This window comes from Achromobacter spanius (assembly GCF_002966795.1).
GTDB classification, from domain to species: Bacteria; Pseudomonadota; Gammaproteobacteria; order Burkholderiales; family Burkholderiaceae_B; genus Achromobacter; species Achromobacter spanius_D.
This window is the reverse complement of the sequence record NZ_CP023270.1, coordinates 405,053-419,026: the sequence shown is the minus strand read 5'-3', so window position 1 is coordinate 419,026 and position 13,974 is coordinate 405,053. Positions and strand designations below refer to the sequence as shown.

The window sequence follows — 13,974 nt, the reverse complement described above, 5'->3', positions numbered from 1 at the left end:
TGCATTCACCGGTGGTGGAAAGGTCTGTCGTTGCGGGAGCACGCCATTCCTAGCCAATCCGATCTACGCTTCACATTTGCCATCGGCGACGAATCCTTCGACGTCGTCGAATTCACGTTGCAGGAAGGTCTGTCCGAGACCTTCCTGCTCCATGTGGAACTGGCTAGCGCCAATACTGCCGTCCACTTCGGCAATGTTCTGGACCACGCCGCGCTGCTCACCATCTGGCACGGCGACAGGCCCGTGCGCTACGTGCACGGCGCCGTCTCGTCTTTCGTCCAACGCGACACGGGCTTTCGCCGCACCCGCTACTCCGCCACCGTCGAGCCACGCCTGGCAAGGCTCAAACTCAGTTCCGATTGGCGCATCTTCCAATCCCTCAGTGTTCCGCAGATCACCGAGATGGTGTTCAAGGCGCATGGCCTTACCCCGGACTACGAGCAGCGAAATACGACCGAGCATCAGCGCCGCGAATACTGCGTGCAGGCCGGCGACACCGACTACCACTTCGTCGAACGCATCATGCGCGAAGAAGGTTTTTTCTACTCCTTCCGACATAGCGCCCAGGGCCATCAACTGATCCACAGCGATCGCCTGTTCATTCACGGCCGCGTGGGCGACGAGCCGGTTCAGTACAACCCCACGCCTGGCGGCGACCAACCCCAGCCGGCACTGCACCGCTTTGCCTACACCGAGAGCGTGCGCACCGCGCGCCAGACGCAGCGCGACTACACCTTCCACCATCCGCGCTATAGCCACGAGCACACCCGCGACGGACAGGATCTGAACCATCAAGGCCGCCGTTACGAGCGCTACGACTATCCCGCTCGCGCAAAGTTTGACGAAGCCGGCAGGCCCTTCGCCGACAACCGCCTGCGCGGCCATCGCCGCGATGCGCGCATTGCGCTGGTCGAAGGTGACGATCCTCGCCTGCAGCCCGGTATCTCCTTCACGCTTGCCGGGCATCCCCGCGAGGACATGAATCGCGGATGGCGCCCGGTCCGTATCGCTCATCGTGGCTCACAGCACACCAGTCTGGCCGAAGAAAGTGCCGAGGCGCAGGCGGGAACGCGCTACCGCTACGAGGCCGAGCTGGTTCCAGACGACACCGAGTGGCGCGCCGAACCGTTACCCAGGCCTCACATCGACGGACCGCAAAACGCTGTGGTCGTCGGTCCGCCCAACGAAGAGATTTATACGGACGAGTACGGACGGGTAAAGGTTCAGTTTCCCTGGGACCGCCAAGGTCAGCAGGACGAGTACAGCTCCTGCTGGATCCGTGTTTCGCAAAACATTGCCGGCGCGACCTGGGGACACATGGCCATTCCGCGCGTCGGCCAGGAGGTCATCGTTTCCTATTTCGACGGAGACCCGGATCAGCCCGTTATCACTGGCCGGGTCTACAACCGCCTGCAACTGCCGCCCTACGAGTTGCCGCGCCACAAGACGCGGATGACCATCAGGAGCAAGACGCACAAAGGCGAGGGCTTCAACGAGCTGCGCTTCGAGGACGAAAAGGACCAGGAAGAGATTTACGTCCATGCGCAGAAGGACCAGAACATCAACGTCAATCACGACGAGACTCGCTCGATTGGTCGGGACCAAACCAATGGGATCGGCCGTGACCGCAGCACCAGCATCGGCCAGGACGACACGTATAGCGCGGGCCGCGACCTCAAAGCACATATTCGCCAGGATGTGTTCACTACCGTGGACCGCAACGAGATTCGCAGAGTCGGCAATTCGCAGCGCGAAGAGATCGCGTCGAGCCGCCGGGTCACGATCGGCGAGAACGACGCCCTGGTGATAGAGGGCGTCCAATCCATCGAGGCCAAAACGTCCCAGCGCACGTTGACGCGCGATTACGTGTTGCAGGGCACCGGCCGCATCCTGATTCGCGGACCGGCCGGCACGGTCATTCTTGATAACAGCGGGATCATCCTGAACTCCCCCAACATCCTGCTCAAAGGGAAGGTGCGGGTGCAGACGCCAGGCTCCAATCAGGTGAAGGCGCTGGAGACGGCGATCCGCGAGGGCTCCCCCCTGATTGAAGAGTGTCCGTCGGACACGGGGGATTGACGATGAGCCTGCACCAGTGGCTTGCGAACCGGGGCATCGATGCGTCGTCGCGCGGCGCCCACGTCCTATTTCTTGCGGAGATGTCGGCGCATCCGGAGCTACGCGCCCGGCTGGAGTTTCACGATCAACCTTACCGATTATTGTGGAAGCTGGACGCACAAAGCGCGCTGGAGCGACACGCGCCGTGTCTGTTTCAGGCTCATGCCGAGTCAGCCTTCGGCCATTGGTTGGGCAGCACGGTCGACACATTTGCGCTGACCGTCCTGCTCGCCCGCGACGACATCGATGCCATCGCATCGCGCCTGCGCCGGTTCACCAAATTCCAGGATGGCGACAGCCGCTACTACCTGCGCTTGGGTGATCCTGCGGCGCTACGCCTCTACGTCGATTCCATCGCCCACGCGCCCGAAGTCCTGACGAGGCTGTTCGGCCACAAGGGCGTCGAGGCTTTCCATCTTCACGCGCCGCGCATTGCCCTATCGCGGCAAGTCGCGCCGATCTTCGAGCAAGGCTGGGACCATCCGGGCCGCGACGGATATCTGCTCTGGACCGACGTTCCTCCTGAATCGGGGCAGACGTAATGGCCTTGCTCACCCTCAATAGAAAACATCTTGAGCTGGCGGCAACTCGCGAGACCGACCGCCAATTGATTCAGTACATTCGCGGCGCCCTGGCAGCGGTACTGCCTCGATTACCCGCGTCACAGGCACTGATTCCGCCGTATGTCCAAAAGGCCGGACGGCACGCCATCGAGAGCGGATTTGGCGAAGGCGGCTATTACAGCTTTCATATCCTTACCGGCTTGCTGCTCGGCCCGTCGTGGGATCGGGATCCATTTCTCCTGAGGAGATTCGACGAGTATCTGGACGCGCCGGGCATGGAGCCAGGCGCCCGCATTGCGTTGGCCATGGACGCCGTGCTCGATACGCGGCGAGCGCTGGAGGCCGCCTTGCCCGAGCTGATCGACGTGGCCGTGCAATCGCTGAGCATTCCCCCCGAACGGTTCACGCCCGAGCACATCTGGCTCGCCTTCGAGCGGATGGCGCACATCCGTGGTTGTCAGCCGCACCAGATTCTGCCGCTGTTCGAACGTTTTGAAACGGGCTTTCGCCTCGGCAACGGACTGCCCCCCGTCCACCGGGAAAAGCTCCCAGGGCACATCCAGGTCGCGTATGAGGCACAGGGCATACCGCTACCCAAGCCCAGTGACGCCATCCGGGACCTCGACCGGCTCCAACTGCAGAACTTCCATGGAAGCCTTCTGCTCGCGCTGATCTACGGTCAGTCGTTCTCCAACAACCTGTTCCTCGTGCGCATCGTGCAGAAGCTCGATGCCGCCCTCCAGCCACCTGACTATCAGCACGAGTTGAAAGGATTTTTGCGCTCGCACCGTGAAGCCCTGATGGAGAAGGTCATTGAGTAACGATGCCGTAGCGGCAAGCTACAACAAGCTGGCGCAGGATGCGGCAGACGGAACCTTGCCTGCCCCCCAGAAGATCTGCACCGAATGCCCCATGCCGGGCCCGATCTTTTCCCTGAACCCGGATGGCGGTCCGCGCAATGCAGACCTTTATCTGGGCATCACTTCGCAGGGAACCGCCGCAACGTACCGGTGGTTCATGGACAACCCATGGGTCCGGAACAAGGAACGCAACTTCCGGGACACCTTCCTGCTTCAGGTGCTGCACGCATTCGGCGCGGCATACGGCGACGCCCGCCTGGCGGAGTTCAGCGCGTTTCTATCGGTGCAGGAATGCGAAATCATCTGCCTGGACGATGAGATAGCAGATGACGTGCTGTCGCCCGCCGTGCTCGACGAATTCGGCCGGCGCACGGGCGACGGCCTCGGGTTTCAGGTTCAGCGCAACTTCGTGTTCGCTGGCGGCAAGCTCTACTACCTGACCTTCACCACCGTCACGTGGCAACCTGCCGATCACACCGAGTACATCGATGAAGATGGCCGGATCAGTCACCGCATGCCGTTCACGTGGAACATCCCAAAGGGCTTTTATCCCATTGACCGGGCGGTCAGGGATCTGGCCGACGGCTTTGAGCGCGCCAAGGCGAAGGTCCACATCTGGGAGGCCATCAAGGGCTTCTTTGAAGTCGCCACCGCATTGCTGGCATTCGTGCCTGTCGCCGGCCAGCTCGCGCTGGGCGTGCGCGGGGCCGCGGCGGGCGTGCGCTATCTCTTCGTGGCCATTGATCGTGCGCTGGCGCTCGATGCGATGGTGGATGGCACAAGCCGGATGATCACCGGAGAAGGATTGAGCATCGGCGAGAAATTCTTCGAATCGCTGGCCGCGCTGTCCGACCCTAAAACCGCCGAAGAGCGCGGCAAACAGGTCTTCATGAGCATCAACCTGGCGATGCTCACGCCGTCAGTCTTCGGAACCGCCCGCTGGATGATGCGCCAGGTCGGAAACAAGGCGGTAAAGCTGGACACCAGGATGCTGAGCGAGGAAGAGCTCAGGCGGCTGGGCCAGCATAAGCATGGCGAGGCGACGGTGCTGGAGACTGTTGTCGACACCCGCGCGCGAGTTCCGGGCGGGGGCAGCATGCGAGTAGTCGAAACGTATTCACCGGATACCAATAAATCCAGGTTGAACGTTGATGCAAAGACGGGCTCGGGTGATTTTTCCATCATCGTCAATCGCGTTCGGGAGCGGATCGCACTGCGTGCGGTAATGATCGATACCGCGCGTAAGGGTAGAGGTCTTCGGAACGTGGTGGGCGATGCGGGCGAGGAGGTCTTCGCGGCGGGCATGGTGCGCCACTGGGGCGTAAAGCCGGAGAACATCCTGGGCTACAACCTGAACGATGCTGGCCCCAGCATGTTTGGTCTGAAGAACAGGAGCGGCCACGGCCTTGACATGCTGGTCTGGGTGCCGCCTCCACCGGAAATGCAGATCCGCGCGCCGAAAGCCGAGGCGCGGGATCACATTGAAGGGTTACGTGGTCCGTCTGAGTACAAGACGTTGGCGTTCTCGGAGGAGACGTTGATCGTGGTGGAGATAAAAACAACGTTGGGGAAGAGCAGGACGGCGGAGCTTTCCAAGGAGACGCAGAGGTTTGGTGGGGAATACAACGCTAAGCGGGTGACGTACTTGGCTCAGCGAGGAGGACCATACTGGAGGCGTGAAAGGGTGTTGGAGCTGGACCCTGCCGCGATGCAGAAAGCGGCGATGATCAAGAACGCGCAGGACTTGGGAAGTATTCACTATATGCACGCGCAAGTGTTCCTTGATAGTGACGGAAAAATCAATAAGTTGGTAGGCAAGGGTGTTGGACAGGGATCGGGTATTCAACTCAACGATTGGCCTGGAATGTGACATGGAACCGAAGAAACCGAAATCTAGATTGGGAAAGACTCTCCCCAAAGTCGAAGCGTGGGCGAAGGACATGTGGCCGCCACATGGTTGGCTGGAACAGTATCTATCGAACATCATCGATAGACCTGGTTTGGCAGCGGACGATCTGTACGCGTTTGGAATGCAGATGTGCGCCCAGGGACTTCTGGATGCCAAAAGGGGGCAACTCAACAACGCCATTTTTCACATGGCATCAGGCTTCAGAAGGAGAGCCACTTCCGCAGCGGTGAGTATGGAGAGGTTGAAGGAAACCTCGCGCATTGCCATTGGCGACCTGGACGGCCATACCGACCTGATGTTCGGCACGATCGCGTTAGGGCACCCCGACGTCGCCAAAAGTCTGTATCTGACGGCACTTGCCGGCCTGGAAGGCGGATATGGCGTGCGCAGTGGCCACGATTTGGAAATCGGAACCACCCTGCGCTACGCCGGCTTCGGCCTGACCATCATCAGCAATTGGCTAGGCCAACCCCTGGACCTGGACAAGTACGCCCTCCCTCGCGATCCGGCCTGGGCCCCATTGGTGTCCCAATGGCGCGAACCCGACCTCGACAAGTTCCTGCCCGCACTCCTCTCCGCCTGCGACGTCCACGTGAACCGCATCGCCATCACCTATCGCGAGCACGAAACCAACGCCAAAGAGTTCGAGTTCAGCACGCCGCTCCTGGCCGTGCACCCGACGGAAATCCTGGCCGTCCTCCGCCTGCGCGATCTGCTCGGCTTGCCCAATCCCGCACACATCGACCATCCGCTGATGCAGACGCCCTACGCGCAAATCACCTGCACACCGGCGTTCCTGGCCTCGCTTGGCCAACGCGACGAGCTGCTGGAACGCTTTCTCGACACCGTGCGCCGCCGTGATCCGGCGGTGTTGCCCGTGGGGCTTTGACCGTGCCTCCACATTGACGGGGAAACTCGGACTCGCCCTGAATTCACGCCCGCTCGATTCCCGCCGGCGGGGCAGGCGGCGCGGCGGCCGGTTCGCGGTCTCGGCCGATCATGCGCTTGATGCCCAGCCACTGCTGCGACCAGAAGCCGCGCCCGTAGTCGCGTCCGCCCAGTTCGGCCTGCTGGTCATGGATGCCGGTGGGGCCGTAGCCCACGCCAAAGCGCGCGGTACGAAACAGCACGTCCCAGATCGGGAACAGCGCGGCAAAGTTGTAGCCGCCCACCGGCCCTGGCGACGAGGCGTCGTAGGCGATGGAATGGTGATGGCGATGAAAGCGCGGGCTGACGAGCAGGCGCTCGCCCAGCGCGCCGAAATGCATGCGCAGGTTGGCGTGCGAGAAGCTCTGCGCCAGCTGGGTGATGGCCACCACCATGACGAACTGCGCGGGCGGCACGCCCACCAGCTGCGACACGAACACCACCAGCACGTCGCGCAGCATGTCGTCCAGCAGGTGGTTGCGGTCGTCGCTCCAGATGGTCATCTGGCGCTGGCTGTGATGCACGGCATGCAGCGCCCACAGCCAGCCGAAACGGTGCTGCGCGCGATGGTAGAAGTAATCCACTGCGTCGAACAGCAGCAGGTAGATGATGAGGCTGACCCACGCCTTGTCCGTCACGCCTGGCCAATACTGATCCAGCTGGAACGGCGCAAAGCCCCACACGTGCAACTGGCCGAAGATGCTGTCCCAGAACGGGTCGATGGTGAAGAACAGCAGCAACCGGAAGGCGCCCAGGCGGTGTATCAGCGTGTAGAGCACGTCGATGCCGATCTGGCGGCGGTCGGTCATCGGCTCCACGGGACGCAGGCGCTGCATGGGTCCCAGGACCAGCACCAGCACCGCGATCTGAATCAGCCCCACGAGCAGCCACATGGTGGCGTCGTAGGCGTCCTCGATGAAGTTGCTCAGGCCCAGGTGGAACAGCGCGGGCTGAATCGCCGTCTCGAAGAGCCATTGCTGGCTGTCCCCGAAGAGTTGGCTAAGCGTATCCATGATCAGTGGTGCGTGGCGATCCAGTCGCGATAGGCCGGATGGGTGTTCAAGGTTGCAAAACAATAGCCCTTGCGCTGCAAACCTTCAATCAGCGGTTCCAGCACGGCGGGCGCCCACGGGTCCTGGCGCGACCAGATGCCCAGGTGGGCGAGCAGGATGTCGCCGGGCTTGATGGTGCGCAGCGCCTGGTCCAGCAGCTTGGCGTTGGGGTATTTGTCGCTGGGCAGCTCGTCGCCCAGGAAGCCGGCCGGCGACCAGCCCACGTGTTCGAAGCCGCAGGCCTTGGCCGCCTTCAGCAGCGCGGGCGAGGTCTTGCCGCCGGGCGCGCGGTACAGGGGAAGCATGTCCTTGCCCGTCATCTGGTGGAACCGGGAGACGGGGCGTTTAATTTCGGCGCAGTATTGCTCGGCGGTCCACTCGGCGCGCTTGCCGGCGTCGGGCCCGGCGCTGGGCTTGACGCGGAACTTGCCGCCCGGCAGGTCGCCCTGCCAGTAGACGTGGTCGTAGGTGTGCGAAGCGAACGCGTGGCCTTCGGCGGCGCGCGCCTTCCACCACGGCGCCCACACGTCGTCCAGGCTGGCGCCGTCGGTCAACGTGCGCTCGTTGGCCAGGAAGAACGTGACCTTGACCTGGTGGCGGGCCAGCACGTCGGCCACCAGCGGGGCGACGCCCATGTGGCCGGTGTCGAACGTCAGGTAGACGGGCTTGTCGCAGGTGGCCTGCGGGGCCGCGCCGGCCACGGAGGTCGCCAGCGCCAGGCACAGGGCCGCGGACCGGGCTTTGACCTTAGCGGGTCGGCGCATGGTTCAGCGTCCACACGCCGTGCGGCGACTTGCCGACCGGCACCTGATTGACGACCTTCTTCGTGTCCAGATCCACCACGGTCAGCTTGCGCGCCCAGCGCGAGGTGACCAGCAGCGTCTTGCCGTCGGCCAGCACGTCCATGCAGTCCGGGCCGCCGGGCACCGGGAAGGTGTCGACGACGGCCAGCGTCTGCAGGTCGATGCGGCTGATGGAATTGGCGGTGCGGTTGCTGACGAACAGGTGGCGGTGGTCGCCCTGCGCGCGGAAAGCGTGTGCACCCGCCGCGGTCTGGATGCGCTTGACCAGCTTGGCCGGGCCGTTGCTGACGTCATAGGCTTCCACGTACGAGTCGCCGGTCAGCGCCACCAGCAGCGTCTTCTGATCGGGCGTCAGGAACACGTCGGCAGGCGTCTTGCCGGTGGACACCGTCCACTTGGGCGTCTGCGTGGCCAGGTCGATGGCGATGAGCTGATCGCTGTCCTGCAGCGAGACGTAGGCCGTCGTGCTGTGCTTGTCGATCATGATGTGGCTGGGCGTCTTGCCCGCCTGGATGCGCTTGACCAGCGTCAGGTCGAAACCCTTTTCCAGCGGCTTCCAGGCATAGATGTCGATGTGGTCCAGGCGGTTGGCCGCCGTGACGAACCACCTCATGTCCGGCGAAAACTGCAGCTGGTAGGGATCGACGATGCCGGTCAGCGTGCGCTGCACTTCGCCCGTCTTGGGATCCATCAGGGTGATGGAATCGCCGGTGGCGTTGGCGATCATCAGCGACTTTTCGTCGGGCGTCAGATACAGGTGATGCGGCTCTTTGCCGGTGGGCACGCGCCGCAGTTCCTTGTAGGTGGCCGGATCGATGATGCTGACGTTGGCGTCCAGGGAATTCAGGACAAAAATCGGGGCGGAAGCCGCCGCGGCGCTAAGCGCCATCCCCACGCCGAACAGGGCGTAGCGGACAAAAGACATGGGGTTCAATTTGGAGATCCGGCAAGGGGGATATCGGGCAGGCACCCGGTGCTCGCCATTTTAGGCACAGGCGCCTGACAAATGGGTCACAGGTGCTGCCGGAAACACGGCGCGACAGCGGCCCTTGACGCCAAACCTGCACGCTTGTTGCGACCCAGCAACAAGCATCCGAATCGGGCCCGCATTGCGTCCGAATTGCGCCCGCTTCGGGCCCCATTTTTCGCCCGGATTTCGACCGAACCGCAGGTGAAAAAGGCGCCGGAAATGCGGCTGCGCCGCCCGCCATACGGCCCCGAAAAACCTACCTCGCGGGCGCCGGCTGGCCGTTCGCGTCCACCCAGTTTCCGGTGTGGATGTCGGCTTCTCGCAAAGCCGCCGCGCGTAGGGCCGAGGACGGTCCCAGGTCGCTTTCCATCACGCCGCCTTCCGGACCCACGACAAACGTGCCGATCCCCGTGTGTCCGTATCGCGCGGGCCACGCGACGATGCGGTACGCCTTGTCCGAGCTGCCCGGCAGGATCTTGTAGCGATAGCCGAAGTACGCGTCGTCGACCGGCACGTCGGGCCCCATCGCCAGCGCATCGGGGCCGAAGGCCTGCTGCGGCGCGCCCGGCACATCGGGCCAGTAGAGTCCGTCGCGCTCACCGGCGCGGCTGACCAGGCGCTTGGCGTAGCGGCCCTGGCCAACTCCCTGCGCATACCGGGTCTGCGCGGCCTGAAGTTCCTGCAGGGTTTCGATGGCGGTCAGCTCATTGCGATCGATGGCGCGGCGCTGGATCTCCGCCTTGCCCGCCACCGGGTCGAAACGCCATCCCTGGCCGGCGCGCACCAGCGGCACCGGCAGCGTCCATCCGGAATCGCCCACCGCCACCCACGAACGCCCGCCGTCGGCGACGATGTCGTGTTTGCGCACCCACGCCGCCAGGTAGCGATAGATGCTTTCCTGGTCGACGCCGCCCGGCACGAGTTGCCGGTGGTTCGGGCCGAGCACTTTACTCAAGGCATCGACGTCGTTGAGCGCCAGGGCGTCGGTGAATGCTTGGGCCGCGTCCTGGGCGCTGGGATACACGGCCTGCGACATGGCGGGTGCCGCCACGCCGAGCCCAAGGACCGAAGCCACGCACAGCGCGCGCAAACGAGCGATCGTCATAGAAAGTCCCTTGTCCATGGTGCCTATCTCCGGCCGCCGCCACCACCACGCCCGCCGCCTCCGCCGCGATGGACGCCTGCCCCGCCACCGCGATGCGGCGCACTGGCGCCGGTGCTGCGATGCCCACCGCCGCCGCGGCTCATTTCGCCGCGCTGGTTCTGCTGCCGCATGCGGTCGCCGTCGCCCGCGCCGCTCAGGGCGTTGTGGCTGTTGGACGCCCGTGCCCGGTCGCGCGCGGCCGTCTCGTCGGCGCGCTGGCGCTGCGCGGCGGCCTGCCGGTCGTGGGTGGAGGCGCCCGTGCTGCCGTCCCGCGGCCGGTCGTGCGTCGACACGCTGGATGCGCGGTTCTGGGCGCGATCCTGCGTGGACACGCCGGTTGATCGGTTCTGGGCGCGGTTCTGCGCCGCTGCGCCGGAATGGCCCGCGATCGGCTGCCCGGTGCGGCCTTCAAAGGATTGCGCCGCCCGCTCCCGCGCGGCCTCCCGGGACCCCGCCGCCGGCGCCCCGCCCCCGGTCCTTGGGCCCTGGCCGCCCGCCTGCGCCCGGTTCTGCAGACCGGCCTGCCGCTGGCTGTCAAAGCGCTGGCGGCTGGCCTGATCCGCATAGGGCGTATTGCCGCGATTGGCGGCGTTGTGCTGCCAGGTAGATCGGTTGTTGCTGATGTTGTCGCGGTCGATGCGGTTGTTGACGTTGATGTTGTTGTAGCGGTTCACATCGATATCGACATCGCCTCGGCCCCAGTCGGCGTCCCCCCACATCGAATTGATCGCCGCGACGCCAATGCCGAATCCGATCCCGGCCACCAGCGAGGTCGCAAACACGGACCCCGGCGGCGGGGGATAGTAATAAGGCGGATACGAGGGGTATGCCCACGAGCCGTAGACCACCGTGGGGTTGTAACTGGGCACGTAGACCACCTGGGGATCGGCCGGTTCGATCACCACGACGGTCTTTTCATTGGCGGTGGTGGTTTTGACGGTCTGTTGCGGCGTGCTCTTGAGATTGCCGGCTTTCTGCGCCTGCGTGCGCAGCCGCTGGACGGAATCCATGACGGCCTCGGGCTGCGCAAGGAACGCGTCGCCCACGGACTTCACCCAGCCTGGCTCGCGGCCCATCATGTCCATGACTGACGGAAAGGCCACCAGCGACTTGACGCTGGGGTCCCAGGGTTCGGCGTCGACCGCGCGCACGGCGTCGTCGCCAGACTGATTGGCGTTCGCGGCCGACCATTTGGCCGCGGCCGCGACGTCATCCGGATAGGTAGACCCCATCAGGATCTGCGAGAGCAGCGCATCCGGGTAGAGCGCCACGGGCGCCATCAGCTGATCAAGCTGAGCATTGCTCAGCTTGGTCTGCGCCATGGCGGGAAAAGAGAGTGACAGTCCCAGGCATATCAGGCCGAAGAACCATGTTCGCAGTCGCCGCATTTCCGTTCTCCGCACACAGAGCAAGACGCCACAAGCCAGGAGGGAACCGCCGGATATCGCGAAGACAATATATGCCTAACGCCGGCCGTTTGGAAGCACGGACGGCGGGGCGAGAGGTCGAGGTGTCAGACACCCTGGGGAGACGGTCGTCAGCTTGCAGCGGCGTCTCAGAGGGTGTCAGACACCGGTTGATCCACCATATGCCGGATTGGCTTGCGCCTGCCCGCAGGCCTATACTGGATTCGCCGTTGCTGGACATTCCTTTACCTAAAGGAGAGGCAACATGTACAGGCACTTGCTCATCGCCGTGGACGGTTCCCTGCTGTCCGAGTCGGCATTCAAGCGCGCGCTCGTTTTCGCCAAGGAAATGGGCGCCACCATCACCCTGCTGCGCGCCATTCCGGAAGACCACCTGCTGGTTTACCAGGCCGAAATGCTGGGCGCCACTGAGGGGCATCACACCGACCAGGCGCGCAAGAACGCGCAGGCCTATCTGGATGGACTTGAGACCGAGGCGCGGCACGCGCTGGTGCCCTGCGAAGCCATCGTCATGGTGAATGACCATCCGCACGAGGCCATTGTGGAGACGGCGCAGAAAACCGGGTGCGACCTGATCGTGATGGGGTCGCACGGGCGGCACGGCATGACGGGCTTTCTGCTGGGCAGCGAGACACAGCGCGTGCTGGCGCGCACGCGGCTGCCGGTGCTGGTGTATCGGTAGGCCGGGTCTTCGTGGTTCGTTATGCCGCGGCCAGCGCGTGCTGGAACGTGAAGCTGTCGGCGTACAGGTGGTCCAGGCTGGCGCCGCGTTCGGCCAGCAGGCTTTTGGCCTGGCGGATCATCTCCGGCGCGCCGCACAGGTAGAGGGCGTGTTCCGACAGGTCGTCGTGGTCTTCCAGCACGGCCTGCTGCACGTATCCGCGGCGTCCCTGCCAATCGGGTCCCGCGCGCGACAGCACGGGCACGAAGTTGAATTCATACAGCCGGCCCGCCCAGCTTTCGATCTCGTCGCGCAGGTACAGGTCCGCCTCGGTGCGCATGCCCCAATACAGGGTGACGGGCGGGCAGTCCTCGTTGTCCAGCAGCGATTCCAGAATCGCCTTGATCGGCGCAATGCCGGTGCCGGTCGCCATCATGATGAGCGGGCGCCAATCTTCCTCGTGATAGCTGAAGACGCCAAGCGGCGCCTCGATCTCCACCGGCGCGCCCGCGCTGGCCTGTCCCAGCCACTGGTCCGTGTAGCGGCCGCCGGGAATGCGCCGCACATGGAAGTCGATCAGGTTGCCGGCGGGCGCTGAAGCCATGGAGAAGCTGCGTGTCTCGCCGTCTGGCAGCACCACGTTCATGTATTGGCCGGGCACGTAATCCAGCCCGTCGCCGGGCAGCGCCAGCGTCAGGTGAATGACGTCGTCGCAGTAGCCGTCGATGCGGTGGATCGTGGCGGGGATGCGGCGGGCCTCGGGAAAGACCTGACGGCTGCTGGCCACGCTGATGCACAGGTCGCCCGTGGGATGCGCCTGGCACGCCAGCGCGTAGCCTTGTTCGGCCTCTTCCGGCGTCAGCGCCATCGGGAATTCGTCGTACTGGACAGCGCCCGATTCCAGCTTGATGCGGCAGGTGCCGCAGCCGCCGAACGTGCACTCGTGCGGCAGCTTCACCGCCGACCGCTCGGCGGCCTGCAGCACGGTTTCGCCCGCTTCGACGTCGAAGGCGGTCTCGGTTTCCAGGATGTGCACGCGGTATGCCATGGCGCCCTCGCCTATTTCTTGATGTCCGCTTCCACCAGCACCTTCATGCCGCGCGGTTCCAGCAGTTCGCCCAGCGCGGCCAGCGCCGCAAGACCCGCCTTGGTGTCCTGCTCGCCATTGCCGCCGCTCAGGCCCACGCCGCCGATCACCTCACCGTTCACGACGATGGGAAAGCCGCCGACGAACACCGCGAACTTGCCGTCAAAGCTCCACTGGATGCCGAAGGCTTCGTTGCCGGGCAGCGCGGGGCCGTTGGGCGGCGTATTGAACAGGTGGGTCGAGCGCTTGTGCCCGGCGGCGGTGAACGCCTTGTTCCAGGCGATCTGCGGACCCGTGATGCGGGCGCCGTCCATGCGCTCGAGCGCAATCGGATAGCCGCCGTCGTCCACGATGCAGATCGACTCCAGCACGCCGATTTCCTGCGACTTGGCGATGGCGGCGCGCACCATGACGCGCGCCTCTTCAAGTTCCAGCCGATAGATCTGTTTCATG

The 13,974-nt window shown here is 64.3% G+C and carries 13 protein-coding genes; 6 read left to right on the top strand and 7 right to left on the bottom strand.

All coding sequences use genetic code 11. The annotated features are described in order from the left end of the window. The first annotated feature begins 30 nt into the window (after positions 1-30). From CLM73_RS01870 to CLM73_RS29085, 5 genes are read left to right on the top strand one after another with little or no spacing between them, the layout of a single operon-like run. A complete protein-coding gene (locus CLM73_RS01870) occupies positions 31-2,079 on the top strand; it encodes a type VI secretion system Vgr family protein (protein WP_234015791.1) in 2,049 nt (682 codons plus the stop codon). Positions 2,080-2,081: 2 nt separating this feature from the next. Beyond that, entirely contained in the window at positions 2,082-2,660 is a 579-nt protein-coding gene (locus CLM73_RS01865) for a DUF4123 domain-containing protein (RefSeq protein ID WP_105237081.1), read from the top strand. Further along, the gene (locus tag CLM73_RS01860; RefSeq protein WP_105237080.1) at positions 2,660-3,502 is read left to right on the top strand and encodes a hypothetical protein; all 843 of its coding nucleotides are present in this window, start codon (positions 2,660-2,662) and stop codon (positions 3,500-3,502) included. Before CLM73_RS01865 ends, CLM73_RS01860 begins: the two co-directional genes overlap by 1 nt. Next, positions 3,495-5,411, top strand: a complete 1,917-nt coding sequence (locus tag CLM73_RS01855; RefSeq protein ID WP_105237079.1) for a hypothetical protein — start codon at positions 3,495-3,497, stop codon at positions 5,409-5,411. The genes CLM73_RS01860 and CLM73_RS01855 overlap by 8 nt, the downstream gene beginning before the upstream one ends. Before the next feature lies 1 nt (position 5,412). Further along, on the top strand, positions 5,413-6,339 hold the full coding sequence (locus tag CLM73_RS29085) for a hypothetical protein (RefSeq protein WP_199778234.1): 927 nt from the start codon (positions 5,413-5,415) through the stop codon (positions 6,337-6,339). Between the two features lie 43 nt (positions 6,340-6,382). Here the strand turns inward: CLM73_RS29085 and CLM73_RS01845 are convergent, their stop codons facing one another. The 5 genes from CLM73_RS01845 to CLM73_RS01825 form a co-directional block, all read right to left on the bottom strand. Then, positions 6,383-7,390 (bottom strand): sterol desaturase family protein, encoded by a 1,008-nt coding sequence (locus CLM73_RS01845; RefSeq protein ID WP_105237078.1) that lies wholly within the window; start codon positions 7,388-7,390, stop codon positions 6,383-6,385. Between the two features lie 2 nt (positions 7,391-7,392). Then, positions 7,393-8,193: a polysaccharide deacetylase family protein gene (locus tag CLM73_RS01840; RefSeq protein WP_105237077.1), complete on the bottom strand. Its 801-nt coding sequence runs from the start codon at positions 8,191-8,193 to the stop codon at positions 7,393-7,395. Continuing rightward, positions 8,177-9,157: a hypothetical protein gene (locus tag CLM73_RS01835; protein ID WP_105237076.1), complete on the bottom strand. Its 981-nt coding sequence runs from the start codon at positions 9,155-9,157 to the stop codon at positions 8,177-8,179. The genes CLM73_RS01840 and CLM73_RS01835 overlap by 17 nt, the downstream gene beginning before the upstream one ends. A 301-nt stretch (positions 9,158-9,458) precedes the next feature. Continuing rightward, positions 9,459-10,307 carry a DUF2950 family protein gene (locus CLM73_RS01830; RefSeq protein ID WP_105237075.1) on the bottom strand — a complete coding sequence of 283 codons (849 nt, stop codon included), beginning with the start codon at positions 10,305-10,307 and terminating at the stop codon, positions 9,459-9,461. 23 nt (positions 10,308-10,330) lie between these two features. Next, positions 10,331-11,734: a DUF3300 domain-containing protein gene (locus tag CLM73_RS01825; RefSeq protein WP_105237074.1), complete on the bottom strand. Its 1,404-nt coding sequence runs from the start codon at positions 11,732-11,734 to the stop codon at positions 10,331-10,333. A 283-nt stretch (positions 11,735-12,017) separates the two neighbouring features. Between CLM73_RS01825 and CLM73_RS01820 the strand changes: the two genes are divergently transcribed. Beyond that, on the top strand, positions 12,018-12,455 hold the full coding sequence (locus CLM73_RS01820; protein ID WP_056565149.1) for a universal stress protein: 438 nt from the start codon (positions 12,018-12,020) through the stop codon (positions 12,453-12,455). 19 nt (positions 12,456-12,474) lie between these two features. On the opposite strand, the gene CLM73_RS01815 is transcribed toward CLM73_RS01820, so the two are convergent. After that, positions 12,475-13,482: a 2Fe-2S iron-sulfur cluster-binding protein gene (locus tag CLM73_RS01815; RefSeq protein ID WP_105237073.1), complete on the bottom strand. Its 1,008-nt coding sequence runs from the start codon at positions 13,480-13,482 to the stop codon at positions 12,475-12,477. Positions 13,483-13,493: 11 nt separating this feature from the next. Further along, on the bottom strand, positions 13,494-13,973 hold the full coding sequence (locus CLM73_RS01810; RefSeq protein WP_056319338.1) for a GlcG/HbpS family heme-binding protein: 480 nt from the start codon (positions 13,971-13,973) through the stop codon (positions 13,494-13,496). Position 13,974: the final 1 nt, after the last annotated feature.

Coding starts and splice junctions, on each gene's coding strand:
- CLM73_RS01840 (WP_105237077.1), bottom strand. CDS start 8,193: ATGCGCCGACCCGCTAAGGTCAAAGCCCGGTCCGCGGCCCTGTGCCTG.
- CLM73_RS01810 (WP_056319338.1), bottom strand. CDS start 13,973: ATGAAACAGATCTATCGGCTGGAACTTGAAGAGGCGCGCGTCATGGTG.
- CLM73_RS01835 (WP_105237076.1), bottom strand. CDS start 9,157: ATGTCTTTTGTCCGCTACGCCCTGTTCGGCGTGGGGATGGCGCTTAGC.
- CLM73_RS01815 (WP_105237073.1), bottom strand. CDS start 13,482: ATGGCATACCGCGTGCACATCCTGGAAACCGAGACCGCCTTCGACGTC.
- CLM73_RS01865 (WP_105237081.1), top strand. CDS start 2,082: ATGAGCCTGCACCAGTGGCTTGCGAACCGGGGCATCGATGCGTCGTCG.
- CLM73_RS01845 (WP_105237078.1), bottom strand. CDS start 7,390: ATGGATACGCTTAGCCAACTCTTCGGGGACAGCCAGCAATGGCTCTTC.
- CLM73_RS01830 (WP_105237075.1), bottom strand. CDS start 10,307: ATGACGATCGCTCGTTTGCGCGCGCTGTGCGTGGCTTCGGTCCTTGGG.
- CLM73_RS01825 (WP_105237074.1), bottom strand. CDS start 11,734: ATGCGGCGACTGCGAACATGGTTCTTCGGCCTGATATGCCTGGGACTG.
- CLM73_RS29085 (WP_199778234.1), top strand. CDS start 5,413: ATGGAACCGAAGAAACCGAAATCTAGATTGGGAAAGACTCTCCCCAAA.
- CLM73_RS01860 (WP_105237080.1), top strand. CDS start 2,660: ATGGCCTTGCTCACCCTCAATAGAAAACATCTTGAGCTGGCGGCAACT.
- CLM73_RS01820 (WP_056565149.1), top strand. CDS start 12,018: ATGTACAGGCACTTGCTCATCGCCGTGGACGGTTCCCTGCTGTCCGAG.